Origin of the sequence: Mesorhizobium sp. YC-39 (genome assembly GCF_025753795.1) — a bacterium.
Taxonomy (GTDB): Bacteria; Pseudomonadota; Alphaproteobacteria; order Rhizobiales; family Rhizobiaceae; genus Mesorhizobium.
Window position 1 is genome coordinate 389,000 of sequence record NZ_JAOWPS010000004.1, and the last position, 23,314, is coordinate 412,313.

Sequence of the window (23,314 nt, forward strand, 5' to 3'; positions counted from 1 at the left end):
CGGGCGACACCAACCACGCCGGGTCGGCGCCTTCATTGCGCCATCTGTCCAGCGAGCAGTGCGCAAGCTAGGCTGCAGCAAAGCGCCAACATGGGTTTCCCAGTGATCGACATCTCGCCCTCGACTGAATTCAGTGGCTCCCATGGGTGATTTCGGCCTGGTCGAAATCGCGATCGTGTCCGCAGTCGTCCTCGGCGTGGCTTTTCTCTACTGGCTGGCGCAGCGGCAAGTCCGTCTTCGGCGCAAGGCTGGGCGCCGGGCCAATCCCGCGAACGACTATGCGGTGCGCGCCGATTGGCGGCCGAGTACCACCACGCTCAACTACTCGTCCTTCGTCTACATGGATGTCGATGGCGACCGAAAATACGGGCTCGCCGACCGGCCGATGGCCGGCATCATGGTGCGGCTGTTCGACGGGCAGGGCGGCTTCATTGCGGCGGAGCGAAGCAACAATGGCGGCTTCGCCAATTTCAAGATGTCAGCGACCCGGCGCCGGGCCGCAATCCGCTCGCCCGGCACCTACCGGTTTTCGGTCTCGGTCCCGCCGGGTTGGCGCGCCAGCGGCGCCAATCAGGGCCAGTCGCTGCTGCTGACCACGACCTGCATCAGTCTTGCGAAAAGCTCGACCAAGATGTTGAAATCACTCTTTCCCGCAAGGGGAAACAGCCGCCACTGCCGGCCTTGGGGGAGGAATCGATGAACAGATTTGCCGACAGGCTGCTGGCGCTTCTCCTGCTGGCGATCGGCGCGGCCTGCTTTGCCATGGCGTATCTGGCGCATGGCGGCGAGGTTGCCGACGAAGCTTTCACCTCGGTGCGTCTGGCTGTCTTCGGTGCCGCGGGCATCGTCTCGGCGGTTGCCGCGGTGCTTTTTTGGGCCGGCCTGTTACCGGGGCGGCCAAGCCATGCATCCGCAGCGCCGTTGTTCGGACGGGCGGCTGAGACGCAAGACATCGGCCGGCCGCGTCTGCGGCAGGTCTTCCTTGTTCTGCCTGTCGTCGCCTTGCTGGTGCTGGTCGCCGATCGGTTCTGGTCCGGCAAGAGCCCCGACGAGGCGGTTGCGCCAGGCGAACCGGAGGGCCAGGACATCGCCAATGCGCCGCCGGCACCAGCGCCGGCAAACCCGCCGGCGGCAGCACCAGTTCCGGCACCTTCGCCGCCTGCGCCACCTGAGCAGGCAGCCGAGACGTCGCCCAAGCCGGCCCGGCCGGCGCCGCCTGCTGCCGCGCCCGCAGTGCCAGTGCAGCCACCCGAGGTCGCGCTTGCCCCGCCAGCCCCGATATCGCCGCCGGCTGTCGTTTCGCCACCCGAGACCGTCGCGCCGCTGCCTCAGCCCCCTCCACCGCTGCCGACCGAGCCAGATGGCCATCGCGATGCCGTCGTTTGGCTGGCGGTAGCGCCGGACGGGCACTCGATCCTGAGCGCCAGCACCGACCACACGATCAAGCTCTGGGACATTGGTGGCAAGCGCTTGATCCGCACCCTCGGCGTCCACAAGGACATGGCGCGGACAGCGCTGTTCATGCCCGGTGGCGTCAGCGCGCTGACGGCCGGCGACGATGGCGAGATCGTGCAGCGCCGGCTTTCCGACGGCGCGGTGCTGCATGTCTTCTCGTCAGGCGGCAATGGCGGCGTCAACAAGCTGGCGATCAGCCCGGACGGCAAACGCGCTGTCAGCGGCCACGATACCGGCACGGTCATCGTCTGGGATATCGAGAAGGGCAGCGTGCTGCACGTGATGACCGGGCATGACTGGTCGATCAGCGCCGTTGCCGTCTCGCCCGACGGCGCACGCGCAGTCAGCGGCAGCATCGACGGCACGCTGAAGCTGTGGGACATCGGCGGCGGCAAGCAATTGCGCAGTTGGCGCGGGCACGAAGAAGGCACCTATGGCGCGGTGTTCACGGCGGACGGGCATCATCTGGTCACCGGCAGCGGCGACGACACGATCAAGCTGTGGGATCTCGACAGCGGCCGCGAAGTCCGGCGTTTCGACGGCCATTCGGGCACGGTCTATGCGCTGGTGCTTTCGGCCGACGGCCAGCGCCTGCTCTCCGGTTCGCTCGACGGCACGGCGCGGCTGTGGGACATGGACAGCGGCAACGAGATCACCATGTTCGACAGCCAGACCGGCCCGATCTACGCAGTGGCCTTCGCCGCCGACGGCACGGTGCTGACCGGCGGCTACGACCGCACCATCAGGGAATGGCCGGCGGCGGGCGGCGACGGCGTGGTGCTTTTTGCTGGCGCGCCGGATTGAACGGGTCGGAGTGATGACCGAGTTTCACATCGTCGAAGCCTCGATCGCCGGTCTGCGCCGCGCGCTGGAGGACGGCACTGTCACGAGCGTCGAACTGGTCGGCGCGTATCTCAGGCGCATCGCCCATTACGACCGCCACGGCATCGCGCTGAACGCAGTTCCCGTGCTCAACCCTGATATGTTCGAGGAAGCGGCCGCCTCTGACCGGCGCCGCCGGAACGGCTCGACGCTCGGGCCACTGGACGGCATCCCCTATACCGCCAAGGACAGCTACAAGGTGAAAGGCCTGACGGTGGCCGCCGGCTCGCCGGCCTTCGAGCATCTCGTCGCCAATGAGGACGCCTTCACCATCGCGCGGCTGAGAGCCGGCGGCGCGGTGCTGGTGGGGTTGACCAACATGCCGCCGATGGCCAATGGCGGCATGCAGCGCGGCGTCTACGGCCGGGCCGAAAGCCCTTACAATGCCGATTATCTGACCGCAGCCTTCGCTTCCGGATCGTCCAACGGTTCCGGCACGGCGACAGGGGCGAGCTTCGCCGCCTTCGGGCTCGGCGAGGAGACGTGGTCGTCCGGCAGGGCGCCGGCGTCGAACAATGCGCTGGTCGCCTACACGCCGTCGCGCGGCGTCATTTCCGTGCGCGGCAACTGGCCACTGGTGCCGACCATGGATGTGGTGGTGCCGCATACGCGCAGCGTGGCGGATATGCTCGAACTGCTCGACGTTATCGTGGCGGATGATCCTGAGACCAGGGGAGACTTTTGGCGGATGCAGCCCTGGGTCGAGCTACCGAAGAGTTCGGCCGTGCGTCCGCCGCGCTATACCGGGCTAAGGCTCGAAGGCTCACTCAAAGGTGCGCGGCTCGGCGTGCCCCGCATGTATATCGGCCGCGATACGGAAGCGACCACACCGATCGAAACCCGCGCCTCGGTGCTGGCGCTGTGGGAGCAGGCGGCTGTGGATTTGAGGCGGCTGGGCGCCGATGTCGTCGAAGTCGATTTCCCCGTCGTCTCCAATTATGAGCGCGACCGGCCCGGCGCCCAAAACATGGTCGAGCGCGGGCTGGTGCCCCGGAATTTCGCCGAACGCGAAATCTGGGATCTGTGCGTCTTTGCCTGGGACGACTTTCTACGCGCCAATGCCGACCCGGCCTTCCCCGATCTCGCCTCGGTCGACGGCCCAAAGATCTTTCCGCAACCGCCGGGTACGCTGCTGGACCGTTATGGCGACGATGGTTTCGACCTGGCGGAATATGTCGAGCGGGCGAAGGCGAGTGTGACGCCGTTCAAGGACATTCCGACACTGGAAGAGGGCCTGAAGGGCCTGGAGGCGACGCGGCGGATCGATTTCGAGGACTGGCTGGACGCGCTTGGACTCGACGCGGTGGTGTTTTCCGCCGTGGCCGATGTCGGGCCGGCCGACGCGGATGTCAACGAGGTGTCGGCAGCACTTGCCTGGCGCAACGGCACCTGGGTCGCCAATGGCAATCTGGTGTGGCGGCATCTCGGCATTCCCACCGTCACCGTGCCGATGGGGACGATGGCCGATATCGGCATGCCGGTGGGGCTGACCTTCGCCGGCAAGGCTTATGATGACACCAGACTGCTTCGCCTGGCCGGCGATTTCGAGCGCGCCACCGTGCGCCGCACCCGGCCGCCGCGCACGCCGGACCTGGCGGATGATGTCTTTGCCGGTCGGACGGGTGGCTTTCCGTCCAGCAATATCGATGCCTCGCAGCCCACTATCACTCTTGCCGTCGAGACACGGCACAGAGAGAGGCGGGACGAGATTTCCATCACGCTCGACCTGGATGGCAACGCGGCTGAGGCCGGAGTTGCGAGTGTAAAAGTCCATGTCAACGGCGAGCCTGTCGCCATGCAGCGAGCCGGCGCGCGCTTCACCGGTCGGGCATTGGTTTCGGCCGCCGAGCATCGGAGAATCCACAGCGTCTGGCGCGGGTCATACGGCTCGATCGTCACGGCCATCGTGCGACTTGAGGACGGGCGCGTCGCCGGCGCTTATGCGGTTATGGGCGGCATTGGGTGAAGATTTGAAGGAAGGGCAGGGTTGCGCAAGACAAGTCTTTTTCGGCTATGACGGCAGCGAGGCTAGCCACGCATCCCAAAACTGCTGTTGCATGTGTACGAACACAGGCACCACGTCGTAGCCGTCGTCGAATATGTTGACCAGATCAGTTCTCTGAGGCGGCTGGCCCATTTTCACCTTACAGACTGTCAGTCCGCGGCTCATCTCCATTACCATGCCTTCGGGATAGACATTTGCGCTGGCACCGTAACAAAAGGGCAGCAGCCCATCGACTTCGAGTTGCTGGCGAATCTGGAACAAGGCTTCGAAATAGTCGTCCTCCTCGGCCTCGATCACCTTGTTTCGATAGCTACAGGTGAGCCGGCACTTTTTCCCCATATCGTACAGTGTAAACGTTGCCTGCTCGTCGCCGCCCGTGCCGCCGCCGATCAAGAACACAGTATGTTCTTCCTTCATGCACTCGCCCCTTTGCCAATAGCGGGCCAAGCTAGCGCAGCCAAAAACGGATTTCTACGTATCTCGAACTCTGGCCTCTTGCAGTAGCCACGCAAGTGCTGCCCGATCCTTGATCGGCCTGGCTCCCGTGCTATAAAAAACCATGTTAGAGACCAGCCCGTCGGCCACCGCGCCGCTCATCGTAATTGATCTGCAGACCGGGATGTTTGACGGTGTCGCGGAGCCACCGATCCATGATGCGTCAGGCATTGCCGCGCGGGCCGGCGCGTTGATCGAATGGGCGCGGCGTGGCGGGCGGAAAATCGCCTTTGTCAGGCATGACGGGCCGGAGGGCGATCCGCTGGCGCCCGGTGAGCCGGGCTGGCCGGTGTGGCCAGCGCTCGGCCAGGCCGGGGACGAGCCGACCTTCGCCAAGAGCGTCGGTGACGCCTTCAGCAATGCAGCGCTTGGCGAATGGGTGGCCGGGCAGGGCGTCGGCGAGGTGGTTCTCATCGGTGCGCAGACCGACCATTGCGTGGCGGCCACAGTGATGGGCGCGATGGCTGCGGGACTGGGCGTCACCGTGGTTTCCGATGCCCACAGCACGATGGACTCGGCCAGCGAGACCGCTGGAGAGATCATCGCCCGGCACAATGCCGAATTTGCCAAGGCCGGCGTGAACGTGGTGACGACGAACGCGTTGACCGGCGGCTGAAGCGCGCGACAACGCGTGAAGAGTTGGAGACGACCCTTGCAAAGCTTGACCTTGCCTGCCGAAGGCGGATGCCGCTGCGGACGCGTTCGCCTGAAAATTTCCGCGCCGCCGCTGCTGACCATGGCCTGCCATTGCACGGGCTGCCAGCTTATGTCGGCCAGCGCCTATTCGCTGAGCGCCGCCATTCCCTCGGAGGCGTTCGCGGTCACGCAGGGCGAGCCGGTAATCGGCGGGCTGCACGGCGCCTCGCACCACTTCTTCTGCCCCTATTGCATGAGCTGGATGTTCACGCGGTCGGAGGGGCTCGACTGGTTCGTCAATCTGCGCCCGACCATGCTCGATGACCCGAGCTGGTTCACGCCGTTCGTCGAGACGTGGACAAGCGAAAAACTCTCCTGGGCCAGCACGCCAGCCGTGCACAGCTATGAGGCGCTGCCGGCCATGGAGGAATATGAAAAGCTGATCACCGAATTTGCTGGCAGCTTTGGCGGTGCGGGCAACGCTGACGGCGGCTGATCTCGCTTCGCCGGAGCCTCTGCGATCAAAAGCGGGATTATTTAACCCAAGATTCGTACTCAGCGTTTCCGTCGTATTCCCATTCGAAGCGTTTTCGTAGTGCGCGGACGCTTTCTTTCCACTTTTTTCCTTCGCATTTATCGAGAATGTTGAGGAGGCTTTGTTTAAGGCTGGGCCAGTCAAACTCTTCTACGAAGATGACCGAGCGCCGGTTGAGATTTATCTGATCCCTGATCTGGTTGGCGATGACGTACACCTCGAAGTAATCGCTTCCAATATCCTCGTCCCACCCGATCGCCAGGGTCAGTGCCAGAGCAAAACTCGCGGGATTTATCGGCTGCCACTGTTCCAGTATTTTCTCGCTATCCAGAACTTTCATGCCGGAGCGGATTTCCTGCTCGGTATAACCCTCGCGGATCTGGCTTTCCGGAATAGAATGACCCTTTCTCGACTTTGGGCCGAGATTCCTTGCGCTGACGCCTCTTAACCTCAGCCGGGATGGATAGACGATATTTGACATGGCCGTCTTTGCGAGCTGGCAATCGCCGCAAGGTAGTGACCAATTCTCGGCCAGGCAATCGATGTCCACCGACCCTCAAGGCTTTGGGCGATTTGGCGCAGGTATTCATGATTTGCGGGCTTCCTCTGGCGCGGCCGATCGCGTAAGGCGCGGGGAAATCCCCTGAAGCCTCGCGTGGAAGCATGATACGTCTCGAGAATATCAGCAAACAGAACGGCCGGCAGATCGTCTTCATCGAGGCCTCGGCCGCCTTGCAGAAGGGCGAGAAGGTCGGGCTTGTCGGTCCCAACGGCGCCGGCAAGACGACGCTTTTCCGCATGATCAACGGCGAGGAGCAGCCCGACGAGGGGCAAGTCTCCGTCGATCGCGGCGTCACCATCGGCTATTTCAGCCAGGATGTCGGCGACATGGCGGGCCTGAGCGCGGTGGCCGAAGTGATGAACGGCGCCGGGCCGGTGAGCGCGGTAGCGGCCGAGATGCGCGAGCTCGAACACGCCATGGGCGACCCTGACCAGGCCGACCAGATGGACGACATCATTGCCCGCTATGGCGAGGCGCAGCATCGCTTCGAGGAGCTCGACGGCTACACGCTGGACGGCCGGGCGCGGGAGGTGCTCGACGGTCTTGGCTTTTCCCAGGAAATGATGGACGGCGATGTCGGCAAATTGTCCGGCGGCTGGAAGATGCGCGTAGCACTTGCCCGCATCCTGCTGATGCGGCCCGACGTGATGCTGCTCGACGAGCCGAGCAACCATCTCGATCTGGAAAGCCTGATCTGGCTGGAGCAGTTCCTGAAAGGTTATGACGGTGCGCTGCTGATGACCTCGCATGACCGCGAGTTCATGAACCGCATCGTCAACAAGGTGGTCGAGATCGACGCCGGCTCGCTCACCGCCTATTCGGGCAATTACGAGTTCTACCAGCAGCAGCGGGCGATCGCCGACAAGCAGTTGCAGGCGCAGTTCGAGCGCCAGCAGGCGATGCTGGCCAAGGAGATCGCTTTTATCGAGCGCTTCAAGGCGCGCGCCTCGCATGCCGCCCAGGTGCAGAGCCGGGTGAAGAAGCTCGACAAGATCGACCGCGTCGAGCCACCCAAGCGCCGCCAGATCGTGAATTTCGAGTTCCAGCCGGCGCCGCGTTGCGGCGAGGATGTTGTCACGCTGAAGAACGTCCACAAGGGCTATGGCAGCCGCACCATCTATGAGGGGCTGGACTTCCAGGTGCGGCGGCGCGAGCGCTGGTGCATCATGGGCGTCAATGGCGCCGGCAAGTCGACGCTGTTGAAGCTGGTGGCAGGTGCTGCCGCACCCGACAATGGCACGGTGGCGCGGGGCCCGAGCGTCAAGATGGGCTATTTCGCCCAGCACGCCATGGAAGTGCTGGAGGGCGAGCGCACCGTGTTCCAGACGTTGGAAAATTCCTTTCCACAGGCAGGCCAGGCGCCGCTTCGGGCGCTTGCCGGCTGCTTCGGCTTTTCCGGCGACGAGATCGAGAAGAAATGCCGGGTGCTGTCGGGCGGCGAGAAGGCGCGGCTGGTGATGGCGCTGATGCTGTTCGATCCGCCCAATCTCCTGGTGCTGGACGAGCCGACCAACCACCTCGACATTGCCACCAAAGAGATGCTGATCACGGCGCTGTCGCAATACGAAGGCACCATGCTGTTCGTCTCGCACGACCGGCATTTTCTCGCGGCGCTGTCGAACCGGGTGCTGGAGTTGACGCCCGAGGGCATTCACACCTATGGCGGCGGCTACACGGAATATGTCGAGCGCACCGGGCAGGAAGCACCCGGGTTGCGGAGTTGAGGCACCGGCGCCGGAAGGCGTGCTGATCGTCGGCTTGACCATTCACGAGGCCGGCGACATTGTGGATGGCGAGTTGATGTTCGCCAATCCATAACGGTCGTGTGGCAATGGATTTTCGCGACGCCATCGATAGATCGCTGGCCTGGGCCAGCGGATGGTTCGACTATGCCGCCACGCCGTGGTTTCTCTATCAGGTCGCAATCATCGTCGCGCTCTTCCTCGCGGCGAAGCTCGCGGCGCGGCGCATCGAACCGCTCCTGGAAAACCGGGCACGCCAGATCAAGGGGCATCCCGGGCTGTTGCGGGTCGTCGTTGCGCTGCTGCGGCGCACCGACTGGATCCTGTTCACGATCTTTCTGCTCGCCGCGCTCGTGCTGATGCGCGCCGTCACCTGGCCAAGCCGGAGCCATTTCATCTATATCGCGCTCTCGCTATCGCTGGCGTGGCTGTTCGCGTCGGTGCTGTCGCGCATCATCCGCAACCGCTTTGTCGCGCGTGTTCTCGGCTGGCTGACCTGGATCTATGCGGCCCTTGTCATCCTGGGCATCGATGACGACACCGCCGTTTTCCTGGACAGCCTCGCGATACCTGTGGGCGCGGTTCGCCTTTCGGCTCTCATGGTGCTGAAAGCGGCGCTGTTGCTGATCGCCACGGTTTGGCTTGCGGTGGTCGTCGGCAAGTATATCGATGAGCGCGTCCGGATCTCCGAAGAGCTGACACCCTCGATCCGCGTCCTCGTCGGCAAGGTCGCAAAGGTCGGCCTGGTGCTGGTGGCGGGTGCCATCGCTCTATCTGCCGTCGGTCTCGACCTTACGGCTCTGACGATATTCTCCGGCGCCGTCGGCGTCGGCCTGGCTTTCGGGCTGCAAAAGGTCGTTTCCAATTTCGTCTCCGGCGTGATCATCCTTGTCGACAAGTCGATCAAGCCGGGCGACACCATTTCGCTCGAGGGCACCTTCGGCTGGGTGCGCGAATTGCGGGCGCGGTTTGTCTCGGTGGTGACGCGCGACGGCCGCGAATACCTGATCCCGAACGAAGACTTCATCACCCAAAGGGTCATCAACTGGTCGTTCAGCGACAACCTCGTGCGGCTCGACGTGAATTTCGGCGTCTCTTACGACGCCGACCCGCACCAGGTCAGTGAACTGGCGATAGAAGCCGCCATGAGCGTCGGCCGGGTCGAAGCGGACCGGCGGCCGGTCTGCTGGCTCACGGACTTCGGCGAGTCCTCGCTGAATTTCGTCCTGCGCTTCTGGATCCACGACCCTCAGCAAGGTCTGACCAATGTGCGCGGCAGGGTGTTGCTGGCGCTGTGGGACACGTTCAAGCAAAACGGCATAAGCATCCCCTATCCGCATCGCGAGATCATCATGAAGCAGGATGGACGCGCTGGGCGATCACGCGGGCGCTGACGGAGCAAGTGCCAGCGTTGCGGGATGACGATTCAACCAACGTCATCCCGATCCAGATCGGCTTGAATGTGATCAATTTCATTCAGTGCGCCGCTGAAATCATGTCACTGGTTTCAAGAAGAGCAAACGCTTCTTGGCCTGTGGCTCGCTGATCGGCACCCTGCCGCTCATCCTGATGGGGTTGACGCTGCTGCCCATCAACGCCTGCTTCGAGCTGATCAGGCCGGGGGCTCACCCAGGACTGAAGACGAGACGAGGAACTCTGACATGCTTGACATGACCATGCTTGACAAGAACACCACCATCATCAGGCCGGCGACAGGCAAGGAACTTTCGGACCTTTCGGTCATGATCGCCAGGGCGTTCGAGACCTATCGGGGCACGATCACGGACCGGGCGCTGTTCGAATACATCGCCCTCTCGGCCGATCTCGAACAGCACAAGGGCCACGGCGACATCATGGTGCTTGAAAGCGCCGGCAAGGTCGTCGGCAGCGTCGTCTACTACCCGAAGGCCGGCGACGAAGGGCTCGGACTGCCGGCAGGCTGGGCAGGCATCCGCACGCTCGCAGTGCATCCGTCAGCACGCGGGCGCGGCTTCGGCCGCAGCTTGATCGAATACTGTATCGATCGCGCGCGCCGGGAGGGTCACGAGACTGTCGGCCTGCACACCGCGGACTTCATGAAGGATGCCGTCGCCCTCTATCAGGCGCTCAGCTTCGGACGCTGCCCGCAATATGATTTGTGGGCCTCGGATATCCTCAACATCGATCTTGGCCGCGGGGATATACTGGTCACCGCATTCAAACGCACGCTTTGACATCTGTGCAAACCGCCTTTGGCCACAGCATGCATTGACGAATTGCGGGCCGGTTGTCAGGCTAGGTTCCCCTGCGTCAGGCTCTGAAATGGCCGCGTGCATGCAGGCGATCCGAGGGGGGCTCGACCATGCGACTGAACCGGACTCTGCGCCATTGGCGGATTTGGGCTTTCATCGCTGCCATGATGCTGTGGCCGCATGCGGCGTCGGCCGACGACATTGCGCCCGACCGGTTGGCGGCGGCTTTGTCAAAACTAGAGGCGCTCGCTGAAGGCGTCGTCGCGGATGGCGGGGTGCCGGGGCTCGCCATCGGCGTCGTCCATGACGACAAGGTGGTCTTTCTCAAAGGGTTCGGGCATCGCGAGGCCGGCAAGCCGGAGACCGTCGACGCCGATACGGTGTTCCAGATCGCCTCGCTTTCCAAGCCGGTCTCATCAACGATCGTGGCGGCGCTGGTCGGCGAGAAGATCGTTTCCTGGGATGCCAAAATCGCCGACCTCGATCCGGCTTTCCGACTGTCCGAGCCCTATCCGACCAGCGAGCTGACGGTCCGCGACCTGTTCTCGCATCGCAGCGGACTGCCCGGCACCGCCGGCGACGACCTCGAGGGCATCGGCTATGACCGTGCCGAGATCCTGCATCGGCTGCGTTTCGTGCCACCATTGTCGAGCTTTCGCGCCGGCTATTCCTACAGCAATTTCGGATTGACCGAGGGTGCCGTCGCGGCCGCGAAGCCGACAGGCAAGCCCTGGGAAGAGGTGGCCGAGGAGAAGCTCTACCGCCCGCTTGGAATGGCCTCGACCAGTTCGCGTTATTCGGATTTCCTCAAGCATGCCAACCGCGCCGCATTGCATGTCAGGGTCGATGGCGTCTGGGCGGCGAAGATAAAGCGCGATCCGGATGCGCAGGCGCCCGCGGGCGGCGTCAGCTCCACCGCGCGCGATCTCTCACAATGGGTGCGCCTGGTGCTCGGCAACGGCATTTATGACGACAAGCCGCTGATTGCCGCCGATGCGCTGGCTGAGACGCATGTTCCCCTGATGACGCGGGGCAAAAACCCCGTCTCAGGCAGCGAGTCCTTCTACGGCCTCGGCTGGAATGTCGAATTCGGCCGGCACGGGCTGAGCTGGGGCCATGCCGGCGCCTTCAGCGTCGGTGCCCGCACGCTGGTGACGCTGTTTCCCGAGCAGAAGCTTGGTATCGTCATTGTCGCCAACGCCTTTTCGACAGGCGTTCCGGAAGGGCTGTCCGAGAGTTTTGCCGACATGGCCTTCGACGGAAAAATCGAGAAGGACTGGGTCAAGGCATGGGACGATGCCTATGCGAGCCTGTTCGGCCCGGCGGTCGCCGCCGCCAAGGCCACCTATGCCGCGCCCCCGTCTCCGGCAAGTCCGGCCAGGCCGGCCGGCGCCTATAAAGGCCGTTATTTCAACGACTTCATCGGCGATGCGGTTGTGTCTGGTGAGGGCGACGGCCTTGTGCTCAAGGTCGGGCCGGGCGGCGCCCGGTCCTATTCACTGGAACATTTCGACCGCGACATGTTCGTCACCTATCCGGACGCCGAGACGCCGGACGCGCCGTCTGGCGTAAGCTTTGTGCTCGGCCCCGACGGCAAGGCGTCGGCCATGACGGTGGAATTTCTCGACGGCAATCATCTCGGCACGCTGGCGCGCATGGGTGACTAGGGTGGTAATGAGACGGTTGTCCCAGTCCTGCAAGACGCGGGGCAATCGCATAGGGCAGCGCCAGCCCCCCACTCCGGCCGCTGCGCGGCCACCTCTCCCCATGACATGAGGGAGAGGAAACGATAATCGTCAAGGTCGCAACCTTGGAAAGCCTGGGTTTCCTCATCCCCCACGAATGTGGGGGAGAGGTGGCTCGGCGAAGCCGAGACGGAGTGGGGGAGCGCCATATGCGGCTGCTCTGGGCGGGCGAATGAGCGGACACGCGGCGGCTTGAGGCTGGCGGCGGCCCGATTAACCGAAGACAACCGTCTGCTTGACGAAAATCGGTGCGCCTGTGAGAGCAAGAACTCCATGGGGAGATGAGCAGGCGGTGGGCAAACGGTGAGGCGCGTTCTTCGAATACTTGCCGCGGTGACCATGGCGTTCGGAGTGAGCGGCTGCACAAGCATCTCCTATTACGCGCAGTCGCTGGAGGGCCATGTGGAGATCATGGCGGCGCGCAAGAATGTTGGAAAACTGATCCGCGATCCTTCGACACCTGAGGCATTGCGCAGCAAGCTGACGTCGGCGAGCGCCATAAGACGGTTTGCGACGGATGAACTGGCACTGCCCGACAACAGCAGCTACCGCAGCTATGTCGACATCCACCGGGACGCTGTGACATGGGCCGTTTTTGCCGCGCCGCAATTCTCGCTCGCGCCACGAATATGGTGCTTTCCGATTTTCGGCTGCGTTCCCTACCGGGGTTACTTCTCCCGGAAATCCGCGACGGAAAGCGCTGTCGAGCTTCAGAGACAGGGGCTAGACGTCTATGTCACAGGCATCACCGCCTATTCCACGCTGGGCTGGTCCAGCGACCCGCTGCTCAGCACCATGCTTCGTCAGGACGACATTTATCTCGCAAGCCTTGTCTTCCATGAACTGGCGCACCAGCGCCTCTATGTGGATGGCGATTCCGCATTCAACGAGGCTTTCGCGGTTGCCGTCGAAGCCACCGGTACAAGAAAATGGCTCCGCGCCGCCAGCGATCGGGCCGGATTGCGCCGCTACGAAGCCGCTCGCAAGCGCAGCGCCGATTTTCTCAAGCTGGTGGCGAAAACGCGCGACGAGTTGGCCCAGGTCTATGGAAGTCCCCGTACCCCGCAGCAGATGGCGGCCGCCAAGGCAGCGACGATCGACAGGATGCGGATGCGCTACCGGCACATGCGCGACAGGCGCTGGGCCGGATACCGGGGCTATGACGCCTGGTTCGAACAGCCGATCAACAACGCGAAGCTCGCCGCGACTTCTGTCTACGGCGAACAGGTTCCGGCATTTCTCCGCTTGTTCGACCTGTGTGGCGGGGACTATCCAAGGTTTTATGCTGCTGTTCGAAGGATTGCGGAGAAGCCGTCTCGTGCCGAAGCGCTGAAGGCGGTGAAGAGTTGTGATTGAGTTGGATAAGCACGGCGGGCTGAGCATCCTCATTCACCCCAACAACCCCAAGCGCGACCATCTGGTCGACCCGATCTGGATCGGGCGAGCGTTGGGGGTGCACGGCGAGGTTCTCGGCGAGGAGGATGAGGCGGAAGCGGCGCTGGAGGTGAATGCCGAGCCGACGCTGGGGGAGTAGGGGGAGGACGAATTATTGCTGGTGGCGCTCCGACTTGGCCGAAGACAGCGGTCTGCCTTGGGGCCGGAAGCCGACCGACTGGTTCTGCGGCCATGAACGTCCGAGCGGACATTGCGGCGTGCTGACTAAGGATGAGCGAGCCTGGGGCTGAAGGAGCAGGGCTTACACTGGCAGGTGATCGATGAGCTTTGCCGCGAGGTGGCCTGACGTCGCAATCGCTGTCATGCGCCAACCACCGGTCCGGGGCCGCACATCATGCGGTCGCGTTCACGAGATGGTCCGATACCGTCGAGATGAACGCGCGAAGACGCTGGAGACGCCGTAGGTCCCGGTGATATCCCATCCAGATGTCTCGCGCCGGCGGCGGCGTCGGCAGTTCCAGTCTGCGGATACCCGAGATCTGATTGCCGACTATACGCGGCAGGACGGCGATCCCGACCCCTTGCCTGCACATGCGCCCCTGGACGTTGCGGTTGTTCGATCGCAGGACCGGTCTCGCATTGGGGAAACTCTCGATGAGCCAGGCGATATCGGGGAACTGCCCGGTCGACGTATCGTGGGTAATCAACCGGAAACCGGTCCCGTCGCCATATTTGGGATCAGGCGACTCCTCGGCGATGTAGACGCCGTATTCAAGCCTGAAGAGCCGCCGCTGAACGACATCGGCAGTGTTGAACGGAACGATACGGAAAGCGACGTCGGCCTCCCGCTGGGCGAGGTTGAACAGGCGCGTGCCGGTCAGAATCTCGACGTCGACATTGGGGTAGGCTTTCGAGAAGTCCGCCAGGATGGGAGGCAGGACATAGGCCCCGAACCAGTCCGCGGATGAAATGCGCAGATTGCCTTTGAGATCCTGCTCTTGCCCCGCAAGCCGGCGCTCCATGGCCAGCGCGCCTTCTTCCATCTGCTCCGCCAGCGCGATGATCCCGTGGCCCTCTTCGGTCAGGACAAGACCGTCCGCGGTCCGCTGGAAGAGCGTGTGACCGATCGCCTGCTCTAATGCGCGCAAGCGCCTGCCGACGGTCGGATGGCTTGCCTGAATAGAACGCGCGGCGCCGCCGAGCGTGCCGGATCGCGCAACAGCTAGAAAGATTCTGACGTCACTCCATTCCATCGCCACACCCACACAAAACTGAACACCGAGAATGCATTTATGTCAGTTAAAGAACAAATCTAAGCACCTAGATTCCTGCCATCGGTCCATCGGACTGTCTCTCGTGTATCACCTCATGTCATTCGGAAGGATCGGCAAATGTCTCTCAAGTCTCTCTATCTCGGTGCTGCGGCTCTTGCAGTGGTGTTCGGCGCGCCCTCCGCTTTCGCGCAGCCGACCCAAAATGTGATTTTGGTCCATGGCGCGTTGGTCGATGGCAGCGGCTGGAGGGGCGTTTATGAGCGCCTGGTCGCCAAGGGCTTGAAAGTCACGGTCGTTCAGGAACCGAACACTTCGCTGGCGGATGACGTTCAGGCGGTTCACCGCGCTATCGAGCAGCAAAATGGGCTGGTCGTCCTCGTCGGCCACAGCTATGGTGGTCAGATCATCACCGAAGCCGGCGTCGACCCGAAGGTTTCGGCACTTGTCTATGTCGCGGCCATCGTCCCGGATGTTGGCGAGGGCGTAGGCGATGTGTTTGAGAAGTGGCCGAGTCCGACCGCGGACGCGTTCAAGCCGACTTCTGACGGCTTCCTGCTGTTCGATCCCGCGAAGTTCCGGGCGGGATTCGCCGCTGACCTGTCCAAGGCCGAGACGGATTTCATGACTAACTCGCAGGTGCCGGTTTCGGCGAAGATCCTCGGAACCAAGACGCAGCACGCGGCCTGGAAGACCAAGCCGAGCTACGGCATCGTGGCCGGGCTGGACATGGCTGTCGGCGCCGAGGCGGAGCGGTCTATGTACAAGCGGGCAAGTGCGAAGGTCACCGAGGTGCCCGGTGCCAGCCATGCGGTTTACATCTCGCATCCGCGCGAAGTCGCCGATGTCATCGCCGAAGCGGCGAGCAAATAAAGCCGATGCCCTGATGTCCAGGCTCAGGGCTGCGGAAGTTTCGTGACCCATGCGCCGAAGCCACCCCTGTGGCTTCGGCATCGCGACCGGCCAACTCATCGGCGCGGGTCTCGGTCTGACGATCGCCCCGCGGCCCGGGTCCGACCCTGCGCCCAACTCGCATCTGAACAACGGGAGATAGAACATGCAGATCGGATTTATCGGTCTCGGCAGTATGGGCTCAGCAATGGCCCTGAACCTGGTGAAGGCAGGCCATGACGTGCGAGCTTGGAATCGGAGTAAGGTCGCCCAGGATGGCGTCCCCGGTGTGACGCTTGTCGAGCTCCCGGCGGACGCTTTTCAGGCTGACGCAGTCTTTACGATGCTGTCCGACGATTCTGCCATTCGGGAGGTGATCCTCGATGCCGGCCTGCTCGCAAGCGCGCAATCAGGGCTGACCCATGTTGTCACATCGACGATCTCGGTCGCTTTCGCGCGAGAACTGGAGTTGCTGCACGAAGAGGCAGGCCTTGGCTATGTGTCCGCACCGGTCCTCGGTCGACCGAGCGTAGCGGCGAGTGGCCAGCTTAACATTCTGGCGGCCGGGAAGGCCGACGCACTTGCCGCGATCGAGCCGCTGCTCGCCCGCCTCAGCAAAAAGGTCTGGAAGTTGGGGGAGAACCCCGCTCGAGCGAATGCGGCAAAACTCGCCTGCAACATGATGATCGCCATGGCTATCGAGGCGATGGCTGAGGGTGTGGTGCTGACCGAGAGCGTCGGCCTCGACCGTGCGGAATTCTTTGAACTCATCCTGGGCACCCTGTTCTCGGGCCGCGCCTATCAGAGCTACAGCGCGCAGATCACGGAGCGATCATTCGAGCCGGGTTTCAAAGCCAAGCTCGCGCTCAAGGACATGCGCCTGGCGACTGAGGCCAGCAACAAAATCGGACGCACGCTCCCGATGCTTGAAGCTGTCCGCGAGGGGCTCAACAACGCCGTATTGGCGGGCCTCGGCGACAAGGACTGGTCGATCATGGCCGATATGACGGTTCGTGGCGGCGACAGTTTGGCGTCGTCTGAAAACAACTCGGAGAAGATGTAATGAAAACTTGGCTCATCACAGGCTGCTCAAGCGGCTTTGGCCGGCGGCTCGCGCTCGCCGCAGCACAGCGCGGCGATCAGGTCATCGCGACGGCCCGCGATGTCAAAACGACCGAAGAAATGGCCGAGCCTTTCGGCGGCCGCATGATCACCTTGCCGCTCGACGTGACGGATGCGGCGGCAGCCAAGGAAGCGGTCGCAAAGGCGGTCGAGACATTCGGTGGGTTTGACGTGCTCGTGAACAATGCTGGCTACGGACTGTTCGGCGCGATCGAGGAAGGCACGCCCGAAGAATATCGTCCGATGTTCGAGGTGAATGTCTTTGGTCTGATCGAAACCACCAGAGCCGCCCTGCCCGTCCTGCGACGTTCGGGCGGAACGATCGTCAACATGTCGTCCGGCGCCGGCATCGCGGGCGGCGGCGGCGGAGGTTATTACAACGCCGCCAAATTCGCCGTGGAAGGGATTTCCGAGGCGCTCGCCGGCGAGCTGAAGCCGTTCGGCATCCGCGTGCTGATCGTCGAGCCTGGGCCGTTCCGCACCGATTTCCTTGGCCGTTCGATCACGATGGCGGCCAACGAGATGCCGGAATACGCCGCGACCTCACGCAAGCACTATCGCGAAACGAGTGACGGCAATCAGGCGGGCGATCCTGACAAGGCGATCGCGGTGATCCTGCAGGCGGTCAACGCCGATGATGCCCCGCTTCATCTGCCGCTCGGCCCGATCGCGCATGCGATCGCCGAGCGAAAGCTGGCTGCCTTCCGCAGCGATATCGACGCCTGGCGCGACATCACGATCGCCACCGATTTCGACCAGCCCTGAGCGCTGGCAGCGAGCTCTGTTTGAACGTCAACATCTGACTGGAATGCGATCATGATCGCAACTTTGAAGGGGTTTACCCAGCAACTGGTGCCGGTGAATGGCATCAAGATCAACGCCGTCAGGGGAGGCTCAGGCCCGCCGATCCTTCTGCTTCACGGCTGGCCGGAAACATGGTGGGAATGGCACCATGTGATGCCGCTGCTGGCCGAGCATTTCGGCGTGGTGGCCATCGATCTGCGCGGCGCGGGCTTCTCCGACTGCCCGCTCGACGGCTATGACAAGGCGACGATGGCGCGCGACGCGCACGAGGTCATGGTTGCCCTTGGGCATGAACGCTACGCCGTGTGCGGCCATGACATTGGCGGAATGGTCGCGTTGCCGCAGGCCGCCATCTATCGGGAGGCTGTTACCCACCTGGCCGTCCTTGATGTTCCGCTTCCCGGCTGGACTGGATGGGAGGCGACAACCGCCAGGCTCTGGCACTTCAGCTTCCATATGAACCGGGATCTGCCCGAGCGCCTGATCCATGGCCGTGAATATGACTATGTTTCGACCTTCATGGCAGAGCGGTTCTACGATCACAGCACCTTCAATCCGGCGAACATCGAGATCTACGCGAAAGCGATGGCGCTTCCTGGCCGCACACGCGGCGGCATGGAATGGTATCGCACCCTCGCCGCCGATCATGCGGCCGCGCTCGAGTACAAGAAGCAGCCGCTCGACATGCCGGTGCTTGGCCTGGGTGGGGACCAGCGCTTCGGCGCGCAGATGGTGCCGATGCTCAAGGAGTTCGCCACCAATGTAACGGGCGGCTCGATCGCGCGGTGCAGCCACTATGTCGCGGACGAGCGGCCGGATGAAGTCGCGGCCGCTCTGATCGATTTCCTCAAGGCCAATTGAAACTCTGCGCCCGCGCCGTCGTGGGCGGGGCGGATCGACTAAACAAGAAAGGAAACTGTCATGACCACACCCGTCATTCGCGGCGTCAATCATATCGGCATCACGGTGCCCGACATCGAAGCGGCAAAATCGTTCCTGGTGGAAGCTTTCGGCGGCCAGGTGATCTACCAGTCCTTCGGACCGGAGGATCCGCCGCGGCAGGGACCCGAATTCGAGCGGGCCGTCGGCGCTTTCCCCGGAACGGTCGTGCGTGCGCAGGCTATGGTCAAGATCGGAACCGGACCCGATATCGAGCTCTTCGAAATGCACGGCCCCGAGCAAGCCCAGCCGATCCGGGCGAGCGACTTTGGCATCACGCACTTCGCTCTCTACACCGACGATATCGACGCATCGGTCGAGCGCTTCGAAAAGGCTGGAGGCACCCCTCTCACCGCGCCGCGCGCTATCCCCTATGCAACCGAGAAAGGTCTTGGAAACAAGGTCTGCTATTGCCGCATGCCGTGGGGCACGACGATGGAGTTCATCACCACAACGGATCGCATGGCCTACCATGACCAGACGGGTCTGCGCAGGTGGCAGGACGACGACTGAGCAGGGCGCAAAAAGGGGCCTGCAATCAGTTAAGTCGCGGCGATGCTGACGCTGTCGGAAGGCACGAAACGAACTTTCGCTTCTAGGCTGAACGAGTGTCTGCTTCCGGGTACCGCATGCACGTACTTGAGCGACGGAGATGAGGCGCAAAGCTGCCATTCTACACACCGCGCGTCCTCGCCCCCAACATCACCCCCCCGCCAACCGCGGCAGCAGGAAAATCTCCGCTCCTTCCGGCAATTCCTTCGACCACGTATCGCGATAGATCGTCCCGTCGATCGCCACCGCGATTCCCTTCTCGATCAAGGGTTCGAGGCCGGGATACTGCTCAGCCAGTTTCCTGAACAGCTCCCTTATGTCCTTGGCCTCGATCTCGACCTTGCTCTGGCCTCCGGCGAGCGCGCCAAGCGATCCCCAGAGCGTCACTTCGACCATCAGCCTTCCCGTTCAGCCTCGATCGCCGCCAGGATGCGCGGCGGCGACATCGGGATATGCGTCATGCGCACGCCCGCGGCGTTCGACACCGCATTGGCGATCGCCGCCAGCGGCGGCACGATCGAGGTCTCGCCGACGCCGCGCACCCCGTAAGGATGGTTGGGATTGGGGATCTCGAGGATCTGCGTGTCGATCATCGGCAGGTCCGAGCAGACCGGGATGCGGTAGTCGAGGAAGCCGGGGTTTTGCAGCCGCCCGTCCTTGCCATAGATATACTCCTCGTTGAGCGCCCAGCCGATGCCTTGCGCGGCACCGCCCTGGTACTGGCCCTCGACATAGGTCGGGTGCACCGCCTTGCCGGCATCCTGCACCACCGTGTAGCGGATCACGCGGGTGGCGCCGGTCTCGGGGTCGACCTCGATGTCGCAGATATGGGTGGCGAAGGACACGCCGGCGCCGTCGGCGACCAGCTCGCTGTGGCCGGCGATCGGCCCGCCGGTCTTGCCGGATTGCGCGGCAATCTCCTTCAAGGATAGCGGCGAGAGGTTGCCGTATTTCTCGCCCCTGGCGATAGCATGGCCCTGTTCCCAGTGCACATCGTCCACCGGCACGTCCCACATCTGCGCCGCGCGTTCCCTGAGGACCCTGATCGCGTTGCGGGCGGCCGAGATGGTCGCCATCGAGGAGGAGAAGGTGCCGCGGCTGCCGTCCGTCATGTCGTTGTAGCCGAGCGAGGATGTGTCGGCGACGATCGCCTTGACGTGGGAATAGTCGATGCCGAGCTCCTCCGCCGCCACCAGCGACAGCGACGCGCGCGAGCCGCCGACATCGACCGTGCCGACGGCAAGCGAGACCGAGCCGTCCATGCCGATGTTGAGGTCGGTGCAGGTCTGGCCGCCGAAATTGAACCAGAAGCCGCAAGCCATGCCGCGCCCCTGGTTTTCCTTTAGCGGCGCCTTCATGTGCGGATGGTTCTTCGCCGCTTCCAGCGTCGGGCCGATGCCGATCGGCCCGTAGACCGGGCCGTAGGAGGAGCGGGTGCCTTCCTGCGCGGCGTTCTTGATGCGGAACTCGACCGGGTCGATGCCGATCTGCTTGGCGAGCTCGTCGACGGCGCTTTCCACCGCAAACGCCGCCATCGGCGCCGACGGCGCGCGGTAGGCGGCCGTCTTCGGCCGGTTGACCAGCACCTCATAGCCCACGGTCTTGACGTTATCGAGCTTGTAGCAGGCGAACGCCGTCATGGCGCCAAGCTCGGCCCACATGCCGGCATAGGGGCCGCTGGTGTAGCGCAGCGTCGCCTCGGCCGCGGTGATCGTGCCGTCCTTGCGGGCGCCGATCTTGACGTCGATCGAGGTGGCGCTGGTCGGGCCCGAGGCGCGGAACACCTCATCGCGGGTCATCACCAGCTTCACCGGCCGGCCCGCCTTGCGCGACAAAGCGAGCGCCACCGGCTCGGCCCAGACATGGGTCTTGCCGCCGAAACCGCCGCCGATCTCGGAGGAGGTGACGCGCAGCTTCGAGGCTTCCAGCCCGAGCAGTTGGGCGCAATGCTGGCGGTAGACGAAATGCCCCTGCGTGCAGACCCAGAGGTCGGCGGTGCCATCGGAGCTGACGCTCGCCACGCAGGCATGCGGCTCGATATAGCCCTGGTGCGTCTGCTCGGTCTTGAAGGAGCGTTCGACGACGAAATCGGCCTGCCCGAAACCCTGATGGACATCGCCATGGCCAAACTGGCTGCGCTTGGCGACATTGGACGGTTTTACCGGCTTTTGCTCGAGGCCCTCGGTGAAGATGGCGTCGTTGACGAGAGGCGCGGAGTGCTTCATCGCCTCGTCGACATCGGTCACATGCGGCAGCAGCTCGTAGTCGACTTCGATCAGCTTCAGCGCCTGCCTGGCGGTGCGGGCATCGACGGCTGCGACCGCGGCCACGGCATGGCCGTCATAGAGCGCCTTGGTGCGCGCCATGCAGTTGTCGAGGATGTCGTACATGCCGGCATCGCCGTCGGTGAGGTCGGGCAGGTCGGCGGCGGTGATCACCGCCTTCACGCCGGGGAGCTGCTCCGCCTTCGAGGTGTCGATCTTCCTGATCTTCGCATGCGCGTGCGGGCTTCTGAGAACACGCCCGACCAGCTGGCCGGCCATGTTGAAGTCGGCGCCGTAGCGGGCGCGGCCCGTCACCTTGTCGACGCCGTCGGGACGGATGGGGCGGGTGCCGACAGAGGTGAAACTGCGCCCCGCAAAACGTGGATCGAAATTCATCGTCAGGCTCCCTTCATCACGTTTGCCGCGTCCTGGACGGCGCGCACGATCTTGTCATAGCCGGTGCAGCGGCAGAGGTTCCCAGCGAGGCCGAAGCGGATTTCCTCCTCGCTCGGGTCGGGGTTCTTGGCCAGAAGGTCCTTCGCCGCGATCAGGAAGCCCGGCGTGCAGATGCCGCATTGCAGCGCCGCGTGCTCGAGGAACTTCTGCTGCAGCGGATGCAGCGTGTCGCCATGCGCCATGCCCTCGACGGTCTCGACGCGGCGGCCCTCGGCCTCCGCGCCAAGCACGAGGCACGAGCACACCAGCCGGTCGTCGAGGATGATGCTGCAGGCGCCGCAGTCGCCGGTGCCGCAGCCTTCCTTGGCGCCGGTCAGCCCGAGGCGATCGCGCAGCACGTCGAGCAGCGTCTCGTCAGGCTGGCAAAGGTACTCGACATTGTCGCCGTTGATTGTCGTTGAGACTGCTACACCGGCCATCATTTGCCTCCTGCACGTGTATAGGCGGTCATGGCGGCCCTTCTGGCCAGCACACCCGCAACTTTCCTTCTGAATTCGACGGTGCCGCGCTTGTCATCGATGGGTCGGCAGGCGCCCGCGCAGACCTTGGCGAGCCGCTCAAGTGCGGCTTCGTCCAGCTTCCTGCCGATGAGGGCCTCGGCGGCCTCCTCGACCAGCAGCACCGTCGGCGCCGCTGCGCCCACAGCCACGCGGGCCGATTTCACCACACCCGCCTCATCGATCGTCAGGTTCACGCCGGCGCTGACCACGGCGATATCCATCTCCGTGCGCGGAATGAACCGCAGATAGGCATCGCCGGAGCGTGGCGCGCGCTTGTCGAGCAGGATGGCCTCGATGATCTCGCTCTTGGCGAGCGAGGTCTTGCCCGGCCCGGTCGGCACAGCCTCCACGGCAATCGTGCGCCTGCCTCCCGGCCCGACAACCACAGCCCTGGCGCCTGCGGCAACCAGTGCCGGCACGCTGTCGGCCGCCGGCGAGGCGTTGCAAAGATTGCCAACGATGGTGCAGCGTCCCTGCACCTGCTTCGAGCCGATCAGCTTGGCCGCCTCGACGACCCCCGGCCATGCCTTTTTCAGGGAAGCATTCTCTCCCACGACGGCACAGGGGACCGCAGCGCCGATGCTGAAGCCCTCCGCCGTTTCCCTGATTTCGCTTAAAGACTCGATTGCCTTGATGTCGACGATGAGGTCGGGTTCGACGAAGCCGCCCTTCATCCTCACCAGGAGGTCGCTGCCTCCGGCTAGAATGGCGGCTGTGCCAGACGAGCCGGCCAACTGGCCAACGGCATCTTCGATTGAAAGCGGACGTATGTAACGCATCGTCTCCCCTTGATCACCAGAATCCTGTCGGCCTGTTATAGGGCCTGTGATCG

At 63.6% G+C, this 23,314-nt stretch carries 23 protein-coding genes; 16 read left to right on the forward strand and 7 right to left on the reverse strand.

Going from position 1 to position 23,314, the window contains the following annotated elements:
• Positions 1 to 142 precede the first annotated feature (142 nt).
• Genes OHD62_RS23290 through OHD62_RS23300 form a run of 3 tightly spaced genes read left to right on the forward strand, consistent with a single transcriptional unit; the run spans position 143 to position 4,303 of the window.
• Positions 143 to 700 carry a hypothetical protein gene (locus OHD62_RS23290; RefSeq protein ID WP_263787531.1) on the forward strand — a complete coding sequence of 186 codons (558 nt, stop codon included), beginning with the start codon at positions 143 to 145 and terminating at the stop codon, positions 698 to 700.
• Positions 697 to 2,259, forward strand: a complete 1,563-nt coding sequence (locus OHD62_RS23295; protein ID WP_263787533.1) for a WD40 repeat domain-containing protein — start codon at positions 697 to 699, stop codon at positions 2,257 to 2,259. Before OHD62_RS23290 ends, OHD62_RS23295 begins: the two co-directional genes overlap by 4 nt.
• A gap of 13 nt (positions 2,260 to 2,272) precedes the next feature.
• Positions 2,273 to 4,303: an amidase gene (locus tag OHD62_RS23300; RefSeq protein ID WP_263787534.1), complete on the forward strand. Its 2,031-nt coding sequence runs from the start codon at positions 2,273 to 2,275 to the stop codon at positions 4,301 to 4,303.
• Between the two features lie 45 nt (positions 4,304 to 4,348).
• On the opposite strand, the gene OHD62_RS23305 is transcribed toward OHD62_RS23300, so the two are convergent.
• Entirely contained in the window at positions 4,349 to 4,759 is a 411-nt protein-coding gene (locus OHD62_RS23305) for a hypothetical protein (protein ID WP_263787542.1), read from the reverse strand.
• Between the two features lie 142 nt (positions 4,760 to 4,901).
• Here OHD62_RS23305 and OHD62_RS23310 point away from each other — a divergent pair, with 142 nt between their 5' ends.
• Complete coding sequence (locus OHD62_RS23310; RefSeq protein WP_263787549.1) at positions 4,902 to 5,453, forward strand: isochorismatase family protein; 552 nt, start codon at positions 4,902 to 4,904, stop codon at positions 5,451 to 5,453.
• A gap of 36 nt (positions 5,454 to 5,489) precedes the next feature.
• Positions 5,490 to 5,969 carry a GFA family protein gene (locus OHD62_RS23315; RefSeq protein WP_263787551.1) on the forward strand — a complete coding sequence of 160 codons (480 nt, stop codon included), beginning with the start codon at positions 5,490 to 5,492 and terminating at the stop codon, positions 5,967 to 5,969.
• Positions 5,970 to 6,006: 37 nt separating this feature from the next.
• Here the strand turns inward: OHD62_RS23315 and OHD62_RS23320 are convergent, their stop codons facing one another.
• On the reverse strand, positions 6,007 to 6,489 hold the full coding sequence (locus OHD62_RS23320; RefSeq protein WP_263787553.1) for an immunity 8 family protein: 483 nt from the start codon (positions 6,487 to 6,489) through the stop codon (positions 6,007 to 6,009).
• Positions 6,490 to 6,671: 182 nt separating this feature from the next.
• Here OHD62_RS23320 and OHD62_RS23325 point away from each other — a divergent pair, with 182 nt between their 5' ends.
• The 6 genes from OHD62_RS23325 to OHD62_RS23350 all read left to right on the forward strand — a co-directional run bounded on the left by OHD62_RS23325 (position 6,672) and on the right by OHD62_RS23350 (position 13,822).
• Positions 6,672 to 8,294 (forward strand): ABC-F family ATP-binding cassette domain-containing protein, encoded by a 1,623-nt coding sequence (locus OHD62_RS23325; RefSeq protein ID WP_263787555.1) that lies wholly within the window; start codon positions 6,672 to 6,674, stop codon positions 8,292 to 8,294.
• A gap of 107 nt (positions 8,295 to 8,401) precedes the next feature.
• Positions 8,402 to 9,706 carry a mechanosensitive ion channel family protein gene (locus OHD62_RS23330; protein WP_263787556.1) on the forward strand — a complete coding sequence of 435 codons (1,305 nt, stop codon included), beginning with the start codon at positions 8,402 to 8,404 and terminating at the stop codon, positions 9,704 to 9,706.
• Between the two features lie 267 nt (positions 9,707 to 9,973).
• Positions 9,974 to 10,525 carry a GNAT family N-acetyltransferase gene (locus OHD62_RS23335; RefSeq protein WP_263787558.1) on the forward strand — a complete coding sequence of 184 codons (552 nt, stop codon included), beginning with the start codon at positions 9,974 to 9,976 and terminating at the stop codon, positions 10,523 to 10,525.
• Positions 10,526 to 10,653: 128 nt separating this feature from the next.
• Positions 10,654 to 12,210: a serine hydrolase gene (locus tag OHD62_RS23340; protein WP_263787561.1), complete on the forward strand. Its 1,557-nt coding sequence runs from the start codon at positions 10,654 to 10,656 to the stop codon at positions 12,208 to 12,210.
• A gap of 417 nt (positions 12,211 to 12,627) precedes the next feature.
• Complete coding sequence (locus tag OHD62_RS23345) at positions 12,628 to 13,644, forward strand: aminopeptidase (RefSeq protein ID WP_263788536.1); 1,017 nt, start codon at positions 12,628 to 12,630, stop codon at positions 13,642 to 13,644.
• Positions 13,637 to 13,822, forward strand: a complete 186-nt coding sequence (locus tag OHD62_RS23350) for a hypothetical protein (protein ID WP_263787562.1) — start codon at positions 13,637 to 13,639, stop codon at positions 13,820 to 13,822. Before OHD62_RS23345 ends, OHD62_RS23350 begins: the two co-directional genes overlap by 8 nt.
• A 253-nt stretch (positions 13,823 to 14,075) precedes the next feature.
• Here OHD62_RS23350 and OHD62_RS23355 read toward each other — a convergent pair whose 3' ends face one another.
• The gene (locus tag OHD62_RS23355; protein WP_263787575.1) at positions 14,076 to 14,936 is read right to left on the reverse strand and encodes a LysR family transcriptional regulator; all 861 of its coding nucleotides are present in this window, start codon (positions 14,934 to 14,936) and stop codon (positions 14,076 to 14,078) included.
• Between the two features lie 180 nt (positions 14,937 to 15,116).
• Here OHD62_RS23355 and OHD62_RS23360 point away from each other — a divergent pair, with 180 nt between their 5' ends.
• The 5 genes from OHD62_RS23360 (at position 15,117) to OHD62_RS23380 (ending at position 19,223) form a co-directional block, all read left to right on the forward strand.
• Positions 15,117 to 15,827, forward strand: coding sequence for an alpha/beta hydrolase (locus OHD62_RS23360; protein ID WP_263787577.1), 711 nt, complete (start codon positions 15,117 to 15,119; stop codon positions 15,825 to 15,827).
• A 184-nt stretch (positions 15,828 to 16,011) separates the two neighbouring features.
• Entirely contained in the window at positions 16,012 to 16,908 is an 897-nt protein-coding gene (locus OHD62_RS23365; RefSeq protein WP_263787578.1) for an NAD(P)-dependent oxidoreductase, read from the forward strand.
• Entirely contained in the window at positions 16,908 to 17,732 is an 825-nt protein-coding gene (locus tag OHD62_RS23370; protein WP_263787580.1) for an oxidoreductase, read from the forward strand. The genes OHD62_RS23365 and OHD62_RS23370 overlap by 1 nt, the downstream gene beginning before the upstream one ends.
• Positions 17,733 to 17,783: 51 nt before the next feature.
• Positions 17,784 to 18,632 carry an alpha/beta fold hydrolase gene (locus OHD62_RS23375; protein ID WP_263787582.1) on the forward strand — a complete coding sequence of 283 codons (849 nt, stop codon included), beginning with the start codon at positions 17,784 to 17,786 and terminating at the stop codon, positions 18,630 to 18,632.
• Between the two features lie 60 nt (positions 18,633 to 18,692).
• Positions 18,693 to 19,223 (forward strand): VOC family protein, encoded by a 531-nt coding sequence (locus OHD62_RS23380; RefSeq protein WP_263787584.1) that lies wholly within the window; start codon positions 18,693 to 18,695, stop codon positions 19,221 to 19,223.
• A 189-nt stretch (positions 19,224 to 19,412) separates the two neighbouring features.
• On the opposite strand, the gene OHD62_RS23385 is transcribed toward OHD62_RS23380, so the two are convergent.
• From OHD62_RS23385 to OHD62_RS23400, 4 genes are read right to left on the reverse strand one after another with little or no spacing between them, the layout of a single operon-like run.
• Positions 19,413 to 19,658 (reverse strand): MoaD/ThiS family protein, encoded by a 246-nt coding sequence (locus tag OHD62_RS23385; protein WP_263787586.1) that lies wholly within the window; start codon positions 19,656 to 19,658, stop codon positions 19,413 to 19,415.
• On the reverse strand, positions 19,658 to 21,922 hold the full coding sequence (locus OHD62_RS23390) for a xanthine dehydrogenase family protein molybdopterin-binding subunit (RefSeq protein WP_263787587.1): 2,265 nt from the start codon (positions 21,920 to 21,922) through the stop codon (positions 19,658 to 19,660). The genes OHD62_RS23385 and OHD62_RS23390 overlap by 1 nt, the downstream gene beginning before the upstream one ends.
• 2 nt (positions 21,923 to 21,924) lie before the next feature.
• Positions 21,925 to 22,401, reverse strand: a complete 477-nt coding sequence (locus OHD62_RS23395; RefSeq protein WP_263787589.1) for a (2Fe-2S)-binding protein — start codon at positions 22,399 to 22,401, stop codon at positions 21,925 to 21,927.
• Positions 22,401 to 23,261, reverse strand: a complete 861-nt coding sequence (locus OHD62_RS23400) for an FAD binding domain-containing protein (RefSeq protein WP_263787591.1) — start codon at positions 23,259 to 23,261, stop codon at positions 22,401 to 22,403. Before OHD62_RS23400 ends, OHD62_RS23395 begins: the two co-directional genes overlap by 1 nt.
• Positions 23,262 to 23,314: the final 53 nt, after the last annotated feature.

Excerpts from the sequence above, each read along its gene's own strand:
- OHD62_RS23385 (WP_263787586.1), bottom strand. The coding sequence starts at position 19,658 with ATGGTCGAAGTGACGCTCTGGGGATCGCTTGGCGCGCTCGCCGGAGGC.
- OHD62_RS23375 (WP_263787582.1), top strand. The coding sequence starts at position 17,784 with ATGATCGCAACTTTGAAGGGGTTTACCCAGCAACTGGTGCCGGTGAAT.
- OHD62_RS23380 (WP_263787584.1), top strand. The coding sequence starts at position 18,693 with ATGACCACACCCGTCATTCGCGGCGTCAATCATATCGGCATCACGGTG.
- OHD62_RS23290 (WP_263787531.1), top strand. The coding sequence starts at position 143 with ATGGGTGATTTCGGCCTGGTCGAAATCGCGATCGTGTCCGCAGTCGTC.
- OHD62_RS23370 (WP_263787580.1), top strand. The coding sequence starts at position 16,908 with ATGAAAACTTGGCTCATCACAGGCTGCTCAAGCGGCTTTGGCCGGCGG.
- OHD62_RS23325 (WP_263787555.1), top strand. The coding sequence starts at position 6,672 with ATGATACGTCTCGAGAATATCAGCAAACAGAACGGCCGGCAGATCGTC.
- OHD62_RS23300 (WP_263787534.1), top strand. The coding sequence starts at position 2,273 with ATGACCGAGTTTCACATCGTCGAAGCCTCGATCGCCGGTCTGCGCCGC.
- OHD62_RS23305 (WP_263787542.1), bottom strand. The coding sequence starts at position 4,759 with ATGAAGGAAGAACATACTGTGTTCTTGATCGGCGGCGGCACGGGCGGC.
- OHD62_RS23355 (WP_263787575.1), bottom strand. The coding sequence starts at position 14,936 with ATGGAATGGAGTGACGTCAGAATCTTTCTAGCTGTTGCGCGATCCGGC.
- OHD62_RS23330 (WP_263787556.1), top strand. The coding sequence starts at position 8,402 with ATGGATTTTCGCGACGCCATCGATAGATCGCTGGCCTGGGCCAGCGGA.
- OHD62_RS23340 (WP_263787561.1), top strand. The coding sequence starts at position 10,654 with ATGCGACTGAACCGGACTCTGCGCCATTGGCGGATTTGGGCTTTCATC.
- OHD62_RS23390 (WP_263787587.1), bottom strand. The coding sequence starts at position 21,922 with ATGAATTTCGATCCACGTTTTGCGGGGCGCAGTTTCACCTCTGTCGGC.
- OHD62_RS23310 (WP_263787549.1), top strand. The coding sequence starts at position 4,902 with ATGTTAGAGACCAGCCCGTCGGCCACCGCGCCGCTCATCGTAATTGAT.
- OHD62_RS23345 (WP_263788536.1), top strand. The coding sequence starts at position 12,628 with ATGGCGTTCGGAGTGAGCGGCTGCACAAGCATCTCCTATTACGCGCAG.
- OHD62_RS23335 (WP_263787558.1), top strand. The coding sequence starts at position 9,974 with ATGCTTGACATGACCATGCTTGACAAGAACACCACCATCATCAGGCCG.
- OHD62_RS23395 (WP_263787589.1), bottom strand. The coding sequence starts at position 22,401 with ATGGCCGGTGTAGCAGTCTCAACGACAATCAACGGCGACAATGTCGAG.
- OHD62_RS23320 (WP_263787553.1), bottom strand. The coding sequence starts at position 6,489 with ATGTCAAATATCGTCTATCCATCCCGGCTGAGGTTAAGAGGCGTCAGC.
- OHD62_RS23400 (WP_263787591.1), bottom strand. The coding sequence starts at position 23,261 with ATGCGTTACATACGTCCGCTTTCAATCGAAGATGCCGTTGGCCAGTTG.
- OHD62_RS23365 (WP_263787578.1), top strand. The coding sequence starts at position 16,012 with ATGCAGATCGGATTTATCGGTCTCGGCAGTATGGGCTCAGCAATGGCC.
- OHD62_RS23295 (WP_263787533.1), top strand. The coding sequence starts at position 697 with ATGAACAGATTTGCCGACAGGCTGCTGGCGCTTCTCCTGCTGGCGATC.